General features: G+C 51.8%; 16 protein-coding genes. 12 read left to right on the top strand and 4 right to left on the bottom strand.

The window, feature by feature from the left end:
• The first annotated feature begins 21 nt into the window (after nt 1–21).
• The 5 genes from J2I47_RS08750 (at nt 22) to J2I47_RS08730 (ending at nt 5,604) form a co-directional block, all read left to right on the top strand.
• Entirely contained in the window at nt 22–3,111 is a 3,090-nt protein-coding gene (locus J2I47_RS08750) for an efflux RND transporter permease subunit (protein ID WP_207364177.1), read from the top strand.
• 90 nt (nt 3,112–3,201) lie between these two features.
• Nucleotides 3,202–4,197, top strand: a complete 996-nt coding sequence (locus J2I47_RS08745) for an SDR family NAD(P)-dependent oxidoreductase (RefSeq protein WP_207364176.1) — start codon at nt 3,202–3,204, stop codon at nt 4,195–4,197.
• Complete coding sequence (locus tag J2I47_RS08740) at nt 4,194–4,775, top strand: Crp/Fnr family transcriptional regulator (RefSeq protein ID WP_207364175.1); 582 nt, start codon at nt 4,194–4,196, stop codon at nt 4,773–4,775. Before J2I47_RS08745 ends, J2I47_RS08740 begins: the two co-directional genes overlap by 4 nt.
• Nucleotides 4,776–4,794: 19 nt before the next feature.
• A complete protein-coding gene (locus J2I47_RS08735; RefSeq protein ID WP_207364174.1) occupies nt 4,795–5,160 on the top strand; it encodes a DoxX family protein in 366 nt (121 codons plus the stop codon).
• A 27-nt stretch (nt 5,161–5,187) separates the two neighbouring features.
• Nucleotides 5,188–5,604, top strand: coding sequence for a DUF2147 domain-containing protein (locus tag J2I47_RS08730; protein WP_207364173.1), 417 nt, complete (start codon nt 5,188–5,190; stop codon nt 5,602–5,604).
• 99 nt (nt 5,605–5,703) lie between these two features.
• On the opposite strand, the gene J2I47_RS08725 is transcribed toward J2I47_RS08730, so the two are convergent.
• On the bottom strand, nt 5,704–6,741 hold the full coding sequence (locus J2I47_RS08725) for a S66 family peptidase (protein WP_207364172.1): 1,038 nt from the start codon (nt 6,739–6,741) through the stop codon (nt 5,704–5,706).
• Between the two features lie 485 nt (nt 6,742–7,226).
• Between J2I47_RS08725 and J2I47_RS08720 the strand changes: the two genes are divergently transcribed.
• Together J2I47_RS08720 and J2I47_RS08715 are read left to right on the top strand one after the other, a co-directional pair.
• Nucleotides 7,227–8,651, top strand: a complete 1,425-nt coding sequence (locus J2I47_RS08720; RefSeq protein ID WP_207364171.1) for a tetratricopeptide repeat protein — start codon at nt 7,227–7,229, stop codon at nt 8,649–8,651.
• 89 nt (nt 8,652–8,740) lie between these two features.
• Complete coding sequence (locus J2I47_RS08715) at nt 8,741–11,281, top strand: PAS domain-containing protein (RefSeq protein ID WP_207364304.1); 2,541 nt, start codon at nt 8,741–8,743, stop codon at nt 11,279–11,281.
• Between the two features lie 300 nt (nt 11,282–11,581).
• On the opposite strand, the gene J2I47_RS08710 is transcribed toward J2I47_RS08715, so the two are convergent.
• Nucleotides 11,582–12,580 carry a c-type cytochrome gene (locus tag J2I47_RS08710; RefSeq protein ID WP_207364170.1) on the bottom strand — a complete coding sequence of 333 codons (999 nt, stop codon included), beginning with the start codon at nt 12,578–12,580 and terminating at the stop codon, nt 11,582–11,584.
• Between the two features lie 113 nt (nt 12,581–12,693).
• The gene (locus J2I47_RS08705; RefSeq protein ID WP_207364169.1) at nt 12,694–13,113 is read right to left on the bottom strand and encodes a hotdog fold thioesterase; all 420 of its coding nucleotides are present in this window, start codon (nt 13,111–13,113) and stop codon (nt 12,694–12,696) included.
• A gap of 65 nt (nt 13,114–13,178) precedes the next feature.
• Between J2I47_RS08705 and J2I47_RS08700 the strand changes: the two genes are divergently transcribed.
• From J2I47_RS08700 to J2I47_RS08690, 3 genes are all read left to right on the top strand, one after another.
• Nucleotides 13,179–13,817 (top strand): histidine phosphatase family protein, encoded by a 639-nt coding sequence (locus J2I47_RS08700; RefSeq protein WP_207364168.1) that lies wholly within the window; start codon nt 13,179–13,181, stop codon nt 13,815–13,817.
• Between the two features lie 136 nt (nt 13,818–13,953).
• The gene (locus tag J2I47_RS08695) at nt 13,954–15,036 is read left to right on the top strand and encodes a sensor histidine kinase (protein ID WP_207364167.1); all 1,083 of its coding nucleotides are present in this window, start codon (nt 13,954–13,956) and stop codon (nt 15,034–15,036) included.
• A 26-nt stretch (nt 15,037–15,062) separates the two neighbouring features.
• Nucleotides 15,063–15,806: a LytR/AlgR family response regulator transcription factor gene (locus J2I47_RS08690; protein ID WP_207338279.1), complete on the top strand. Its 744-nt coding sequence runs from the start codon at nt 15,063–15,065 to the stop codon at nt 15,804–15,806.
• A gap of 283 nt (nt 15,807–16,089) precedes the next feature.
• Here J2I47_RS08690 and J2I47_RS08685 read toward each other — a convergent pair whose 3' ends face one another.
• Nucleotides 16,090–16,251 (bottom strand): lmo0937 family membrane protein, encoded by a 162-nt coding sequence (locus J2I47_RS08685; protein ID WP_207364166.1) that lies wholly within the window; start codon nt 16,249–16,251, stop codon nt 16,090–16,092.
• Between the two features lie 513 nt (nt 16,252–16,764).
• Between J2I47_RS08685 and J2I47_RS08680 the strand changes: the two genes are divergently transcribed.
• Complete coding sequence (locus J2I47_RS08680) at nt 16,765–17,136, top strand: response regulator (protein WP_207364165.1); 372 nt, start codon at nt 16,765–16,767, stop codon at nt 17,134–17,136.
• Nucleotides 17,137–17,308: 172 nt separating this feature from the next.
• Nucleotides 17,309–18,766, top strand: a complete 1,458-nt coding sequence (locus tag J2I47_RS08675; protein ID WP_207364303.1) for a sigma-54-dependent transcriptional regulator — start codon at nt 17,309–17,311, stop codon at nt 18,764–18,766.
• The last annotated feature ends 56 nt before the right edge of the window (nt 18,767–18,822 follow it).

Here is an 18,822-nt window from a genome sequence, read left to right as displayed (position 1 = left end):
TTTATTTTTTGTATTTATAAGATGAATTTAGCACAATTTTCCGTCAAAAACTGGCAATTCATGCTGGTGCTGTTCATCGCCGTGGTGGCGCTGGGTATCAACGCGTTGCTGAATATGCCGAGGGGTGAAGACCCCGAATTTACGGCTCCCAATTTCGTGGTCATCTTCGTCTATCCCGGTGCCGATGCCGAGGATATGGAGCAGCTCGTGGCCGACCCCGTTGAAGCCCGCTTCAATGCCCTCGACAACATCGACCACGTCATCACCACCATTGAAGATGGGCTGGTGGTGGCGCGGGTGGAATACAATTACAGTGAAGATCCCGACGAAAAATACCAGGAAATGGTGCGCGAAGTCAATGCGTTGCGGTCGGTGTTGCCGCCCGATATTTTCCGCATCGACATCCGCAAATTTTCGCCTACCGACGTCAGTATTGTGCAGGTGGCGTTGCAGTCGGAAGTGGCGTCGGATAAGGAATTGGGTGGACAGGCCGACCGATTGAAAGAGGCGCTGGAAAAGGTGAAAAGCCTGAAAGAAGTGGCCAACTGGGGTTTTCCCAAAACAACAGTCCGGGTGTCGCTCAACATCGACAAGATGGCACAACTGGGTATCCCCATCAACCGAGTGGTGGGGGCCATGCAGGCCGAAAACCTGATCATCCCGGCGGGCAGTTTGCAGGCCGGTGCGCGGAAATTCAACGTTAAAACCACCGGCGATTACCAATCCCTCGACGACATCCGGAACACCATCGTATCAACCAACGGGCAGAAGATCATCTACCTCCGCGACGTGGCCGACGTGAACCTGAGCTACGAAGACCAGACGTACCTGACGCGCCTCAACGGCCACCGGGCGGTGCTGGTCACGGCGGCACAGAAGGCAGGCGAGAACATCGAAAAAGTAGGTAGCAAACTGCGCCCCGTCATCGCCGATTTTGCGAAAACGCTGCCATCGCATATTGTACTGACTAAAAACTTCGATCAGGCTGCGAGCGTGAGCAAACGCTTATCGCGCTTCGCCAAAGACTTCGGCATTGCCATTCTGCTGGTATCGCTCACCTTGCTGCCGCTGGGGTTCCGGGCGGCGTCGGTGGTGATGATCTCCATCCCGCTGTCGCTGGCTATTGGGCTGGCGTTGCTGGGCGTTTTTGGCTTTAGTATCAACCAGTTAAGTATCGTGGGGTTTATTGTCGCGCTGGGTATCCTGGTCGATGATTCCATTGTGGTGGTTGAAAATATTGAGCGGTATTTGCGCGAAGGCTACTCCAAAAAAGACGCCGCTATCAAAGCCACCAACCAGATCACGCTGGCCGTTATTGGCTGCACCACCACGCTCGTTCTGGCATTTCTGCCCCTGCTGTTTTTACCCGAAGGCTCCGGCGATTTCATCCGGTCGCTGCCCACGGCGGTGGTGACTACGGTGGTGGCATCGCTGGCGGTGTCGCTTACGATTGTGCCGTTTCTGAGTAGCCGCCTCCTGAAGCCGGGTCATAACCCGGAGGGTAACCTGTTTCTGCGGGGGCTGAAACGGGGTATCAGCGTATCGTATCGCCCGTTGCTCAACGCGGGGCTGCGGTTTCCGGTTATCACGTTGCTGCTGGCGGGGGCGTTGTTTGGTGGGTCGTTGATGCTGTTCAAACGGGTGGGTTTTGCCTTGTTTCCCCCGTCGGAAAAGCCGCAGTTTTTTATCAATATTGAAACCGGCGATGGCAGCAGCCTAACCGAAACCAACGCCGTGGCGCGCTACGTAGAGGGCGTGCTGAAGGACGAAAAAACGGTGCAATATTTCACCAGCAACGTAGGCAAAGGCAATCCGCGCATCTATTATAACATTGCCCAACGCAGCGAAGCGGCCAATTTTGCGCAGGTGTTTGTGCAGTTGCACCCCGAGAATGGCCCCGCCAGCAAACGGGTGGTAATAGACCGCCTCCGCGACAAACTGGCGCAGTACCCCAATGCTAAAATCGAGGTCAAAGACTTTGAACAGGGGCCATCGCAGGAAGCCCCCGTAGCCATTCGGTTGTTTGGCGACAACCTCGACACGCTCCGGGCGCAGGCGGCGAGGGTGGAGGCCGTTTTCCGCCAGACGCCGGGCCTGATCTATGTCAGCAACCCCCTGGCTACCCGTAAAACTGACCTCCGCGTACGGATTAACAAAGAGAAAGCCGGACTGCTGGGCCTTTCCATCGCCGACGTGAACCGCACGATCCGGCTGGCTGTGGCGGGCCTGAACATCGGTACCTTCAAAGACCCCGAAACGGCTGATGACTACACGATCAACGTCACCGCCAACGGCACCCGGCTACCCAACGGTGCGGTATCGCAGGAAGCACTCAGTAATCTCTATATCAATACGTTGACAGGCGGTACGGTGCCGCTGCGCCAGATTGCAGATCTGCAATTCGAGACCGGTACAACTCAGATTCGGCATTACGACAAAGACCGGTATGTGAGCATTACGGCCTTCGTGAAAACGGGTTTCCTGGTCGATAACCTGTTTACATCCGTGCTGAATAAGCTTGGTAGCATGACCTTTCCGAAAGGGTTTACCTATAAAGCCGCGGGCGAACTGGAAAGCCGCGAGAAGTCCTTCGGCGGATTGGGGACGATCATTCTCATCACCGCGTTTGGGTTTCTGGCGGTGCTCGTGCTGGAGTTTGGTACGTTCAAAAGCTCGCTCATTGTGCTGTCGGTGATTCCGCTGGGGGTAGTGGGGGCTATTGCCGCACTGCTCGTCACGGGTAATCCGTTCTCGTTTGTGGCCATCATCGGCTTGATCGCGCTGATTGGCATTGAAGTCAAAAACTCGATCCTGCTAGTCGATTTCACCAACCAACTCCGCGCTGAGGGTATGCCGCTGGAAGCCGCAATCCGGGAGGCGGGCGAGGTGCGGTTTGTGCCCATTGTGCTCACCTCACTCACGGCCATTGGGGGCCTTATTCCCCTGGCCATCGAGAACAACCCACTCTACAGCCCGCTGGCGTGGGTGCTCATCGGCGGTCTGATTTCCAGTACCTTACTCTCCCGCATTGTCACGCCGGTACTCTACAAACTGCTACCCCCACAAGTGGAAATGAAGGCTTTGGCAGAACCGGAACTAGTGTCAGTATAGGGCGGTGGTCCGGTGGTTTTTACCATATGATAAGTGTTGGTCATCAGCGCGTTAAGACCTTTGTAGTGCCAATTTGTAATCGAAGGCATCATGATCCGAACAGCACACGCCTATACCATCATCATCACCGGTGGCCACACTGGTCTGGGGCTGGCTGCCAGCCGCCATATTCTGACCAATGCCACCAATGTACAGCTTGTCTGGGCTAGCCGGTCGGGAGCCATGGCCAGGCAAACGGCGCTGGACATGGCTCCCGACCGCATTACGGTATTACACCTCGATCTGGCAAAACTTGCTGACGTTCAGCAATTTGTTGCCTCAGTTACTACACTGATTGAGGCCGGAACGCTGCCGCCGCTGGGTGCTGTAGTTTGTAATGCGGGCGTTCAGTTTGCGGGTGGGCTACACCAAACTACCGAGGGTATCGAGGAAACGTTTGGCGTAAATCACCTCGCCCATTTTCTGCTCGTCAACCTGTTGCTTTCCCATCTGTTGCCCACTGGCCAGGTAGTGGTAGTTAGCAGCGGTACTCATTTCAACGCCCCCCGCATTTGGCAAAGTGCCCTGTTTGGCATGCCCGCCCCCCAGTATTTGGGCGCCGCAGCATTGGCGCGGGGGGCAGTACCAGCCCACATGAACCCAGTCGGCAATAAGGCCAATCAGTTTCGGTACACTACGTCTAAACTCTGTAACCTGCTGTTTATGTACGAGTTAGATCGCCGGTTACGGGCGGCGGGTTCGCAGATTACCGTCACAGCCTTCGACCCTGGCCTGATGCCCGGCACTGGCTTGGCCCGTTCTAATTCGCCTGTTGAGCGTTGGGCCTGGAACTACGTGCTGCCCATTTTACGACTTTTCGATGGCGTAAACTCCGTCGACACATCGGGGCGTAACTTGGCCCGGTTGGCAACAGACCCGGCTATGCCAAGTGTTAGCGGACAGTATGTTGAAGGAACAACTGTGGTACCCTCGTCGGTGTTGTCGCGCCGCCCGGAGCTGTGGTCCGATTTATGGGCGGAAAGTCAGAAACTGATAGAACTGAACACGATGCCGCACGTACCCACGGCCAAGCCAACGATGCAATGAGCCATACACCCCTGGAAAATTTCCTGTTGCAGTTCAGCCATTTCACCCCGCAACAGCTGCAACTCATTAACAGTAAGGCCGTTGAGCGAACCTATCCGACGGGGGCGTACTTCTCTGAAGCGGGGCAAATAGCGCGCGAAATTGGCTTTATCATCAGCGGCATCTTCCGCGCCTGCTACTTCGACAATGCGGGCAACGAGATCACAAAATACTTCATCGACGAAAACCATTTCGTAGTCGATCTCCAAAGCTATCAGTATAAGCTGCCTTCTACAGAATACGTGCAGGCCGTGACAGCGGTGCAGGTGCTGGTTTTTTCTGAACGGGACTGGCAAACAATCGGCCACACCATTGTGGGCTGGGCCGAAACGGAGCGAAGCATCGTTACGCAGGCGCTACTGGAAAAAATAGACCGGCTCAGCCCGCTCGTCAATCAGGATGCCGACACCAAATACCGGGCATTTTTGACAAAATACCCCAAGTTGGCCAACCGGATTCCGCTGTCATACCTGGCCTCATATATTGGCGTTACGCCACAGTCGTTGAGCCGGATACGAAAAAATCTGGCTGGTCACTAAACGCATTTCTGAATAAGCCATGAACGCTACACTGATTATTTTCTATATAGCATTGCTGGTCATCAGCCTTGTTTATCTAGTTGCTGGTTTTCAGAAAGTCAGCGGCCGGGAACCCATGAAATCGCGAATGGCTGAAATGAATCAGGGCGGCGTGGTGATGCTGCTAATTGGTATGGCCGAAATAGCGGGTGTCATTGGCATTTGGTTACCGGCTACCCGGCCACTAGCCTTGCTTTGCCTAATGCCCTTTTCAATTGGCGGCATTACTGCGCATATCGTTCTCCGGCACAACTTCAGAGAGCGCAATATACCGGCGGTACTCATGATTGTATTGATCTGTGTGGCCTTTTGGCTGGACCCAAGTTTTTCTATCGTTTTCAATTGAAACCAATTAACTAAACCAAGTCTGACCATGACACGCTTCCGTTTTCTACTGATTATTCTGCTGTCTGCAAGCAGCCAACTAGTTGTAGCACAGGCTGCGGCTGATAAAATTTTGGGTCACTATTTAAGTCCTAAAAAAGACGGTAAAATTGAAGTATATAAAGTAGGCGAAATGTATTTCGGAAAAGTTGTTTCGGGAAATAATCCCCGGAAAGATGTTAACAACCCAAACCCAGCTTTACGAACGAGAGATTTGCTGGGTATGGTATTTTTGACAAATTTCGTCTATAAAAATAATGAATACAGTGATGGCGAAATTTATGATCCCGAGAATGGGAAAACTTATAGTTGTAAAATGTGGCTCGATAAGGGTAATCTTAAAGTCAGAGGGTACATTGGCCTTTCCATAATTGGTCGTACAGAAACATTTACAAAAGTTAATTAACTGGTAAGCTATAAATTGCCTTAGACCTGGCTTTGGGTAATTTGTAGCCTACCAGATTATTTGTCTGTTACAGAAAGGGGTAGCATTACTAAAAGCTTTTCAGTCAATTACACCACTTTCTATAATACTGAATGTCTTGTTGATGCAATCTATCTCTGCCATCACACCATACGGTATTGTAAAGGTTGGGCAGGTATGGCCGAAATCCATTTCGGTAATTATTGGCATACTAGTCAGATTTTCTTCACGCATTACTTTCAGTAGTTCATTGTTGTATTCGGTCACATATTGATTGTTATGCGGCCTACCCAGAATGATACCTTTAGCCCTGTGTAGAATACCTTGCTGAGCATAATTTCTTAGCCACCAGCGAAAGTAATCGGGTTTCGGCATATCTTCTGACGTTTCAAAAAATAGTATTGAATCAGCCCAATAGTCTCTGTTAGGCCAACAATCAGTTCCTTTCAGAAACTCTAGTACTTCCATACAACCACCTATTAATTTCCCCTGCACCTTTGTACTTCCCTGAAGAAAGTTCCAGCCCGAGTTTTTCTCTACCTTTCTTTTTGTTGTTTGTAAAGCCGGATCGAACCAGTCTAGTAGCTCAGACGTCCAACCTCCCTGATTTGGATATAGTTGCCCAACTGGTTTGGTTGAAAACAGTGTTCTCTTGATGTCATCTATCTGATATTGATGCATTCCGCCATTTTCTGCAAATCCGACAAGTAATGATGTGCCATAAAAAGAAACTATGCCCGCCTTTAGGCAATTGAAATGGGCTATCGTACTGTCAGAAAAACCTAAAACTATTTTTGGGTTTTGTTTGATTATAGTCAGATCAATATAGCGTAGAACACGTATACTATCTTCGCCACCGATATTGGAAATTATAGCCTTTATAGATTTATCGGCAAAAGATTCCATTAGATCATTGGCTCTTGCTTCTGGATTTTTGTAGATATAATCTGCTGATTTTAATGCATTGGTTGTTTCGACAACGTCTAAGCCGAAGATGTCCTGTAATTGCCTTTTCCCTTGCTCATATCGGTGCAAAAGTTCTCCCGCGCCGCCCCAAGAAAGCGAAATTGTGGCAACCTTATCACCTCGTTTCAATACTTTTGGCTTGATCAGTTTCATATCCGTTTCAGCTTTGTAAGATTTCTCGTTACAGATAACGTCATGTTGCCCACTGAACCCGTTCTTAACCCACCCGATGATGAGAAACAGGCTACTAATCTATGTGTTTGCATCATTAATTCTGCTGTGTCCGTCGGCCAATATGCTGGCGCAACAACCCGTTAACCGGCTGATTGTCCTGACGGATATTGAGGCCGATCCTGACGATGCGCAGTCCGGCCTTCACCCGTTACAGACGGGTTATTGTAGACTTTGTGCCTTAACAAGATGCCGGTGTTGATGCCTTTATTCCGGGCAATAACATCAACGAGAGCCTAGCGTAGTACGTTGTCGAACTGCTGTGTAAGACATCTCGCTGGCATTGACGGGTACAAGCACAAACCAGCCGACTGGACCATACAGGCGCTTTTTGGCCAAACAGGCCCGTCTGGGGCGGCTTTTTTTTACCTTCGGGGTATCAGGCTTCCCATTGTCACGCAACGTTCATGAAGAATAGCTTCTGTTTATACCTGCTGGTCAGCAGCATACTCCTGCTGGGCGGCTTACCTGGATGGGCACAGAAAGCCCAGAGTGCTCCCGAAGCCATGCGCTTCATTAAGCTTGGAAATACACTTCGCGAAATCGACAAACCGCAACAGGCTATTGATTTGCTTTTGCGGGCCCTGCCAGCCGTGCAGGGTAAAGATATTTACTGGGAAGCGATTGCCTACGAAAACCTGGGTCTCGCATACAGCGACCAGGAAAACACGGTTGATGCTATCCGGTATTTCCAAAAAGCACAGCTACTCTACAAATCGCTGAAATACAAGGCCAGCGAAGCCGCTATGAGTGAGTTGATCGACGATGCTACCGGTAAAAAAACCTATGCTGGCATCGATATCGGCTCATCGGGTATTAAGCTGGCCGTTTTTGGTACCAGGATGGAAAATGGTTTCTATACCAAGTCGATTCTGTCCAAGCCCGATGCGCCCAACGTAACGCTGATTTCAGGTACACCACAGGCCTTCGACAATGGCCGAAACGTACTCAGAGCCTACATGGATTCTATCCGGCGGTATAATATTCCTCCCGAACGTATTTATGTGGCTTTCAGCAGTGGCATCAATGATGGTTTTGGTAAAACACCGGGTCGGCGAAAACAGCTTTACGACCTCCTGACGGCCGAACTCCCTAAAGGCGCTGTTTTTGACACTACCCTGACGGCTTCCCGCGAGGCCGAACTCTTCACGGTAGGAGCCGTGCCGCGCAAACTCTGGGCTACCACCTCGTGCATGGACATTGGCAGCGGCAACACGAAAGGAGGTTACTACGATGCCAATCGCTACTTCCACGCGCTCAGTTTTCCGATTGGTACCAAGTCGCTGGCCGCACTGATCGACAAAAACAAGTCGCTGGATATTCCCGCTTACCGCAACGAAGCGCAACGCGTAGTGAACGCCCTTGCCGACTCAATGCTGAGACCTGAATTTAGTACGGGCCATGTAGGGCTGCAACAACGCAGAACGGTGGCTTTTGGTGGGGGTATTGCCTGGGCGTTGGTGGCTTATCTGCACCCCGAAAAAGCGGGCGTGACGGCCGTACCCCTGACCGTTGCCGACATAGAGCGCTTTAAACGGCTGGCGCTCACCAACTACCAGGCGCTTATTCACCCTGACCTTACCGATTTAACCGATCTGGCTGTTCGCCAGAAAGCCGAGAAAGACCTTGGCAACGTGCAGGCGCAGTTTAACGAGAAGCAGGTTATTGCGGGGGCACTCTGGCTCGATGCCGTAGTGCGGGCCTATGATAACACGACCGTGCCTAAGCGGTTCGTTTTTATCCGTGACTCAGATATAGGTTGGGTGACGGGTAAGTTTCTTGAAGACTTAAACCGTGCCTATGAACGTACCCTTGCCACGGAGGCCAAATAACCTTCTGAGTGCGTAGTAATCTATTGACTAGTAGCTAATAACACCATTCCACGTTGGAAACAGTAACACATGTCAGCAGGCAGGCCTTCATGGACGGTGGCGGCGAAATGGGCGCGCTTACCCGTCAGTATGACTGGGCCGCCACGCCACTAGGGCCGCCAGAGCGCTGGCCACAGAGCCTGCGCACCACGCTGAGTATTATTTTGCATTCAAGATTCCCCATGTTTTTGTTTTGGGGCGAGCAGCACCTGTGCTTCTACAACGATGCCTACCGCCCCAGCCTGGGTAAAGATGGCAAACACCCGCAGGCGTTAGGTAAGCCCGGTGCCGACGTTTGGCCGGAGGTATGGCCGATCATTAAACCCATGATTGATCAGGTGCTGACGGGGGGGGAGGCCACCTGGAGCGAAGATCAACTGATTCCCATTTATCGAAACGGTCAGTTAGAAGACGTATACTGGACGTATAGCTACAGTCCTGTGAGCGATGAGTCGGGTAAGCCAATGGGGGTGTTTGTTACCTGCACCGAAACCACGCAGAAAGTCAACATCCTAAACCGGCTTCAACTATCAGAACAGCGGTTTCAAAATCTGGTGCGCGAAGCATCGGTGGGGATCGTGGTGCTGACCGGCGACGATATGGTGGTCAGTATTGTCAACAATGCCTATGCCCGTCTGATAAACCGTAGCGCCGGCGATCTTGCGGGTAAACCGTTATTTAGTATCGTTCCGGAAACAGAAGCGGATTTCAGACCAATTCTTGATCAGGTTCGGCATACCGGTGAGCCCGTCTATCTCTATGGACGGCCCTATTTTGTGTATGCGGATGACCGCAAAAAGGAAGGTTTTCTGAACCTGGTTTATCAGCCTTACCGGGAGCAGGATGGCAACGTCAGCGGTGTGATGGTCCTTTGCCAGGATGTGACCGAACAGGTAGCGACGCGCCAGAAACTGGCTGAAAGCGAAGCCAAGTTTCGTTCACTCATTGAAGAAGCCCCCGTAGCCACCTGCCTGTTTGTGGGCCCGTCTATGCGCATTGATATTGCCAATGACACCATGCTGGGTTATTGGGGAAAGAGCCGGGCTGTGTTAGGCCAGCCCCTGAATGAGGCTTTGCCAGAGCTAACAGAACAACCGTTTCCGCAGATTCTGGCCGAAATTTATAGTTCTGGCCGGATTCATTCGGAAAAAGGTGCCCGCGCGGATCTGGAAGTGAATGGAGTACTGAGTACCTACTACTTCGACTATACCTATAAGCCGTTGCGTAACGCGGCGGGAGCTGTTTACGCCATCCTGAATATGGCCGTCGACGCAACAGACCGGGTTGTTGCTCAGCAGCAGATTGAGGAAACGCAGCAACAGGTGCTCACCTCGTTCGAGCAGTCGCCGGTAGCAATTGCCATCATCAGCGAACCAGACCTGACGTTTCGGATGGTAAACCCGTTCTACGCGCAGCTGGTTGGCCGCCACCCCGAGCAGCTAATCGACAAACCGCTGTTGGCCGCGCTCCCCGAAATTGAGGGGCAGGGGTTCGACCAGCTGCTGAGGCAGGTCATGGCTACGGGTGTGCCCTACGTTGCCCCAGAAACCGAAGTATCTGTCATGCGCCACAATCAGCTGGAAACCATCTATGTCGACCTGAATTATCAGCCCCGCCGCAAAACAGACGGGTCTATTACGGGCGTTCTGGTTATCGCAACCGATGTAACAGGACAGGTAAAAACCCGTCAGGCGATTGAAGCCAGTGAAGCGCGTTACCGAAAGCTGTCGGAGGAGTTGGACCAGCAAGTTCGGCAGCGCACCAACGAACTGGAAATTACAAACAGAGCCCTGTCTGCCACTAACAACGAGTTTACGGCCGCCAACCGGGCGCTGGAAGAAGCTAACTATGACCTAACCCGTTCCAACCAAAATCTGGAGCAGTTTGCCTATATCGCCAGCCATGATTTGCAGGAACCCCTGCGCAAGATCCAGGCCTTTGGTGATATCCTCAAAAGCCATTACGGAACCGCACTGGGGGCGGGGGTTGACCACCTGGACCGGATGCAGGCCGCCGCCAGCCGCATGTCGCAGCTAATTCATGACCTGCTGGCTTTTTCGCGTATATCCACTAGCCAGGCCATTGCCATTCCTGTAGCGCTGGATGAGGTTATTGGTCAGGGCATTGAGAACCTATCCGTCGCTATTGACGAAGCCAGCGCGCAAATTCGGGTAGAAGCTTTGCCCACAGTCATGGGCGACCGCCTGCAGTTGGGTCAACTTTTCCAAAACCTGCTCAGCAACGCCATTAAATTCAGCCGGAGAGATGAGAATGGAGACTCCATAAGCCCCCAGGTTATAGTTAAGTCCACGCAGATACCCGCCAGCGATTTGCCCCTTTCACTGAAGCCAACACGCCATACGGAGAGCTATCATTGTATTGCCGTCACAGACAATGGCATCGGTTTCGATGAAAAATATGCGAGTCGTATCTTCCAGGTATTCCAACGTCTGCACGCCAGAAACGAATACGCCGGCACAGGCGTAGGGCTGGCTATTTGCGAAAAAGTAGCGGCAAACCATGGCGGTGGCATTGTGGCTCACAGTCGGCCCGGAGCAGGCGCTACGTTTAGCGTATACCTGCCGGCGTAATAATGGAGCTTTCCAAAAACAAAGCCTGCCTCCGGTTGCGGAAGCAGGCTTTTTCATGGAATGAATGGACTGGAAACGGAAAGCAACAGAGCAAGCTTTTACCACCGGCGCTCCTAGGTATTGCCGGGTCGTTGCGGTTGAAACTATGGGTTAGAGCCTTTGGCTAACCCAAGGTTTAATGAGTCTTTCCGCAACTTCATCAAGAAACTCCCAGCCACTACCAACTTGCGCCGTCGCCGATACGACGACGGCAAAAAACAAACACCGGCCTACGTGGGTATCAGTGCGCTGAGCTAAAAGCTACCGGCTGGCCACCAGCTTGGCTTTGGGAGTGAACTTCTCGACGGTGTGTGGTACGGGCTTTACTGTACGCAAATAGTCATAGATCGCACCGAGATCCTGCTCGGTCATACCCGCATACATGGCCCAGGGCATCACCGAATTGAAGCCATCTTCGCCAAGGGCGGAGGGTGCTACGTCAGCATTAGCGTATGCTTTAAATCGGGTAATGAAGGCTTCTTTGGTATAGGCTGCAATACCGGTTTCGGTGGGCGTGAGATTAGCCGAACGCACTGTACCAGTAGGCAGCGGAAAGGTGCGTCCACCCGCCATTGTCATGCCTGGCAGGGGTTGCCCTTTATCGTCTACGGGCGTGTGGCAGTCGCCGCAAGATGCCAGCGTGATCAGATAACGGCCATATTCCACCGTGTTGACCGGATCCGGACGGTGGCCGGCTTGAGCTTTGGCCGGGATGGTGTTCAGAATAAAATTCATCGGAAAATCGGGTTCCGCCGCCGGAATGGCCTTGTTTTCAATCGGTTTCAATGACCGCACGTAGGCAATAATGGCGTGGATATCGGCAGGGTCGGCCTGACCAAAATTCCGGTAGGGCATAACCGGAAACAGAGCATGGCCGTCGCGGCTGACGCCGGTGGTAATGGCCCGGTAAATCTCGCCGTCGCTCCAGGGACCGAGGCTGGCGGGGGTAATGTTGGCTGAATAAAAGTTGCCCGGGAAGCCCATTTCGCGCGCAAACTTTTCGCCGCCTTTACCCTCGGTGCCCGCTACAATGGGGCCGTTGAGCTTGCTCCAGTCGCGGGTGGAGTGGCAGTCTACGCAAACGGCCACGTGGTTGGCCAGATAGCGCCCCCGCGCGAGTTGAACCGAGTCGGCCCGGAGGGTGAGTGTGGGCGCCGGACCCACATTGGGCAGGGCTAATTTTACGTAGCTCAATCCGGCAATAGCCAGAATAATTAGCAGGGCCAACAGGCCACCAAGCATACGTAGCAGTCGTTTCATGACCTCGAATACCTGCCGGGAAGGAAAGCAGATAAGCAAGATTAGGCATCGTAACCACCTGATCGTTCAGCTATTGCTTGAGCGTAGATTATTGTTAGCAAGTGGTTGGCAGGCTACTTCGCCGCAATAACCGCAATGGTCAGGCGGCTTACACACACAAGGCGATCCTGCTCGTCGGTGATACGAATATCCCAGACGTGGGTGGTGCGGCCTACATGAATGGGTGTGCAGCGGCCATATACCCAGCCCGAACTCACCGACCGGATGTGGTTGGCGTTGATCTCCAGCCCCACAGCCCGCTGCTTGTCGGGGTCGGTGAGGCGAAGCATGGAAGCCGTGCTGCCCAGCGACTCCGCCAACACGACCGATGCCCCCCCGTGCAAAATGCCGAAGGGCTGGTGGGTACGCGCATCAACGGGCATCCGGCCCACAATGAGGTCGTCGGCAATAGATACCAGTTCAATGCCCAGGTGGCCTGAGATAGAGTTTTTGTTCAACTCGTTCAGACTCTCTACCGTAGGGGTATACTTCATAATACGCTGATTTATCCGTAATTTTGCGGCCAAATTAGGTTACGCTCTACGTAACACAACAGCTTTTGGCACGAAAAGATATATACATTATTCGCCACGGCGAAACCGACTATAACCGCCGGGGTATTGTGCAGGGCAGCGGTGTCGACGCACCGCTGAACGACATGGGACGGGCGCAGGCTGAGGCCTTTTTTCAGGCTTATCAGCATATGCCGTTTGCCAAAATATACACGTCTACGCTGATCCGTACCTACCAGACAGTTGAGCCGTTTGTTGAGTTAGGCATCCCCTACGAAAAGCTGTCGGGTCTGAACGAAATCAGCTGGGGCATTATGGAAGGCAAAATTCCTAATAACCTCGACGATGAATATTACCGTAATCTAATTGAAAACTGGTCGGCAGGAAACACGGCCATGCCCGCCGACGAAGGCGAAAGCCCCGAGCAGGTGGTAACCCGGCAGCGGCCCGCCATGGCGCACATTATGGCCCAGACCAATGAATCGCCGGTGCTGATTGCCATGCATGGCCGTGCCATGCGCATTTTGCTGTCGTGGCTGCTAGACAAACCGCTGGCCCGTATGGACACCTTCGAGCACAGCAATCTGTGCCTTTATAAACTGGGCTACGACAACGATACCAGGCAGTTTACGCTCGACGTAGCCAACGATACGTCGCATCTGCTGGCTGTCAGTAGCTACTACTGATTGCGCTACCACTTATCCCCTCTATAGCCCCCCTCATCCGCCCGGGAAAGGGGGTTGGTAAAATCGCGGGGGTATAGACCCGGCCGTTTTTGTAGTTTCGGCATTGGGCTATCCGCCCATTGTGTTTATTGCCTGCATGTCGAAACAACGCATATACTGGTTCTGCCAAATTGTGGGCTGGACGCTCCTCATTCTGACGGAGTTTGTGATCTATTGGATCGACGAGGGGTTTGAGGTGAACATGTTTTACCTCTCCATTGCCAACATCGTGCTGGGTATCAGTTTAACTAACGTGTACCGGATCATGATTCAGCGGTGGAACTGGGTGCGGCTGCCGTTCTACAAACTGGCCCCCCGTGTGCTGGTGTCGGTGCTGGTGCTGGCCCTGATCATGACGCTGATTAACTTCCCCTTCGACCAGGAACTGATTGTTAACCCACAATTGCATGATCTGTCGGCGTTTATGGCCAACATGGCCAGTTGGGTGAAAACCATGCTGGCCTGGATCCTGAGCTACACTGCCTACCACTACGTAGAGCGTACCCGCGATGCCGAGATCGAGAAAATTTTGCTCAAGACGTCCATTCGCGAAACAGAGGCCAGGGTGTTGCGATCACAGTTGAATCCGCATTTCATGTTCAACGCCCTCAACAGTATCCGGGCGCTGGTGTACGAAAACCCCCAGAAGGCGCAGCAGGGCATTACGCAACTGTCTAACATCCTCCGTAACTCGCTTCTGGCCGACCGTCGTAAAACCGTTGACCTGCGCGAAGAGATCAAGACCGTAGACGATTATCTGGCCCTTGAAAAAGTGCGTTACGAAGACCGTTTGCGTAGCCTGATCGACGTTGATCCACGCGCTATGTACTGGCAGGTGCCGCCCATGATGTTGCAGACACTGGTTGAGAATGCCATTAAACACGGTGTGTCGAAAGAAGTAGGGGGGGGCTTTGTAGAGCTGCACGCGCATGTAGAGCCCACAGCCCAGGGTCGCGACGAACTGCATATTCTAATCCGTAATACGGGTACTCTCGGCGACAGGGAAGCGTCGGGCGGATTTGGCCTGAAAAACACTCTTCAACGGCTCGACCTGCTCTACGGCCCCGACGCACACTTTCAAATTGCCCAGGAAGCCCAAGGTGTGGTCTTGGCCGACGTTCATATTCCCCAACAATCTGACACTGTTTTTAAACGTGAAACCCTACATGATGTGCAATGAATAGTGTGCATTAATCCTTTTCCCCCATGCGAACCATCATCATAGACGACGAGCGGCTGGCCCGCAACGAACTCCGGCGGTTGCTGGAGAATATGCCCAAAGTACAGATCGTTGGCGAAGCTGCCAACGCCGATGAAGCCCTGCCAATGATTGAAAACCTGCAGCCCGATCTGCTGTTTCTGGATATTCAGATGCCCGGAAAAAACGGCTTCGAATTGCTGCAGGCTATTGAAGGCAAGGCACCCGAAGTGGTGTTCACAACGGCCTACGACGAATATGCCATCAAGGCGTTTGAATTCAATGCGCTCGACTACCTCCTGAAGCCCGTTGACTTGGCCCGGCTTACCGAGGCTATTCACCGAGTGGAGGAAGAACTGAATCACGGTCAGGCCCCCGAAGGTCCCCACGTGCCCAAAGACGGCTCGAAACTGCTGGGCGAAAACGACCAGGTGTTTGTGAAAGACGGTGAGAAATGCTGGTTTGTGAAACTGGGTAAAGTGCGCCTGTTCGAGTCGATGGGTAACTACGTCCGGCTTTATTTCGATGATCAAAAGCCGCTGGTACTCAAATCGTTGAACGCACTGGAAGATCGCCTCGATCCGGCTACCTATTTCAGGGCCAACCGAAAGCACATCATCAACCTGCAATGGATCGAAAAAATAGAACCCTGGTTCAGCGGCGGCCTGCTGGTCACGCTGCGCGGCAGCAACGACAAAGTTGAGATAAGCCGCCGTCAGGCTATTCGGTTTAAGGAGATGCTGTCCTTATAAGTCGATAGTCAATAGCCGGTTGATGACCGAACAACTCTGCGAGAGTCTACTGGTGCGTCAGCCGACTATCGACTGACGACTTTTTACAAATAAAAATCCCTGCGCTCAAACTGGCGCAGGGATTCCGTACCCACCGTAACTTGTACTTAACCTAAAATGAAACCACCTAAACCTAAACGTACCACTTCGTAAAGTGACCCAGTTAAACAGGCTTTGGTCAATATAATTGGCTCATGTGCCTGGTCGGCTATTCGACTAGTGAACTGCGTGATTGGCTTGTGCCTCAAACGCCACGCCCACTAATCAGCCTGAACACGACCGCTATGATTGCTATAACAAGCAATGCGTGAATCAAATTTCCCATTCCAAAGCTGTTGAATCCTAAGAAGCCCAGCGCCCAGATGATCACCAAGATCACAGCTATTGTGTACAGCAAGTTTCCCATAACGTTTATTGTGTTGTTGAGTAAATCAGAACCACTGTGTCTCGTGTTCTGACTACTCTTTAGAAAATTCTGTGCCAGACAAAATATGCGTCAAGATCAACACATGACTAAAAAGGCTGTATGATGTGTAAATGAGGCTTTTAAGCACTTTTTTTCAATCCCACACCAAAAATCAGGAAACGATCAGCTAATCTGGGTTGGGGAATTTTTTCCCCACTTTGGGAAATCTGAACAGTAAATAGCTCCACAGATTTCCCCACACCCTACAAATATTGTATACATTCGGTCATAGGCAGGTATAAAAGGATTGGGTATAACTGCTTCTTAATGGGGCATTTAGGCGCTAAAATTGCTTAAGTCTACGATAGCCAATAAGTTAGGCATTATATTTTATAGATATAATCATGACAGCGTGGTTGAAATATGTAACGAGCGCACAATATGACCGGAGTAATTGTACCTAGTTCGGCTGTCGGACACGCGTTTGTGCCGAAGCCGAACATCAAACAAAATATGAATACCAAGCACGTTCTCATCGTAGACGACGAAGCCGATATATGTTTATTATTGTCAGGCTTACTTCGCCGGTTGGGCTACCAGCCTACGTGTGCCCATTTCTTAGAAGATGGCCGTCAGTGTCTGAGCCGGCAACATTTTGACGCTGTGTTTCTGGATCTGAACCTGCCCGACGGCTTAGGATTTGACTTGTTGCCAACGATCAAGCAGGGAGGGACATCACTAGAGATTCCTAAAGTGGTCATGATCAGTGCGTTTGATGGAGCTACCGAGCGAAAGCGGGCTACCGACCAGGGTGCAGATTACTTTATGGGAAAACCCTTTACCCGCAAAACAGTAGAGCAGGCATTAGAATCTATTCAGGTATAGTACGCTAAAGTCGTGTTTTGGAGTTAGGGTATTAGCCAACCGTAAAGAAACCATACATCGGCTGGTTCTTGTTCTTGTTTGGAATTGCCAACCGTAGGTTAGCTGAGTTGCCTGTTCCCACCATCATCAACAGATCGCCTTAACGAGTGTTCCTGAGATGGGCATTCTGCTTATGGAAAAAATATTAATCATAGACGACAACAACGACATCTGCGTCTTGTTAGAGCGTTTCCTGGGTAAACAAAAGTATAAGACCGCTTCAGCACAGCGCGGCGAAGAAGGATTAGCTCTGTTACGCCGTGAAACGTTCGATCTGGTTATTTGTGACTTCAAATTGCCTGACACCGACGGGTTAGATATGCTGCGCCGCATTAAGGTGCTTAGCCCTGCCACCGCTGTTATCATCATCACTGGTTATTCAGACGTACGCATTGCCGTGCAGGCGCTGAAATATGGCGCCTTCGATTACGTGACGAAGCCGCTGCTACCCGACGAGATCCTGTATACGATCAGGGGAGCGCTCGACAAGAAGAGCAGTACGCCAGCCAAAGCCGCTGTTTTAGACGAAGCGCCAGCAGGCGCAGCTAAAGCAGGCAAAACAGCCAAAACTGCGCTGGCCCCCGATGGAAAACGGTTCATCTTTGGTAAGAGCCGTGCCGCCGAACAGCTACAGAAACATGTTGAACTAATTGCGCCGACCAATATGTCGGTCATTATCACGGGGGAAACCGGCACCGGCAAAGAGTTTGTTGCCAATGCCATTCACCTGAGCAGTAAACGCGCCGAGAAACCCTTTGTGGCTATCGACTGTGGGGCGTTGTCAAAGGAACTGGCCGGAAGCGAATTGTTTGGTCATGTGAAAGGTGCTTTCACCGGGGCCATGTCCGATAAGATGGGCTCTTTCGAATACGCCAATGGAGGTACCCTGTTTCTCGACGAAATCGGCAATCTGTCCTACGAAAATCAGATCAAGCTGCTGCGGGTATTACAGGAACGTAAAATCAAGCGGGTTGGCGGTAACACAGACATCGGGGTCGACGTGCGCATTCTGTGCGCTACCAATGAGGACCTCCGCGACGCTGTTCGTCAGGGACGTTTCCGGGAAGATATTTTTCACCGCCTCAATGAGTTTACCGTTGAGCTACCCCCGCTGCGCGAGCGCAAAGCCGATATCATGCTTTTCGCCGAACATTTCCTCGAACTGGCCAACCGCCAACTGGAGAAAGACGTACTCGGTTTCGACGACGAGGTGCGCGACAAATTCAAAGAGTACTACTGGTATGGTAATCTGCGCGAACTACAAAACGTGGTGAAAAGGGCAGTGCTGCTCACTCAGGGCGATTACGTACAGGTTGATGTATTGCCTCACGAAATAACTTCACCCACGTACATCACCACCGACGAAGCGGCAGGTTTTGTAATGGACTCTGTCAGGCCCGGTTCGATGCCCGTTATGCAACAACCTACGCAGGGGGGTAACCTGAAATCTGTGTCGGAAAGTGCGGAACGGGCTGCTATTCTGAAAGTACTCGAGAAAACGGGGTACAATAAGACCAAAGCTGCGGAAGTACTTAATATTGATCGTAAAACGCTCTACAACAAGCTGAAGGCGTACGATATTCACTTGTAAAGTATAAAAGCTGAGCTATGAGATGATCCTGAAACGGAATTACCTCATAGCTCAGC

This window comes from Fibrella rubiginis, from assembly GCF_017353185.1.
GTDB lineage: Bacteria > Bacteroidota > Bacteroidia > Cytophagales > Spirosomataceae > Fibrella > Fibrella rubiginis.
Note: the sequence above shows the minus strand (reverse complement) of the source record. Positions and strands in the feature narration are given on the sequence as shown.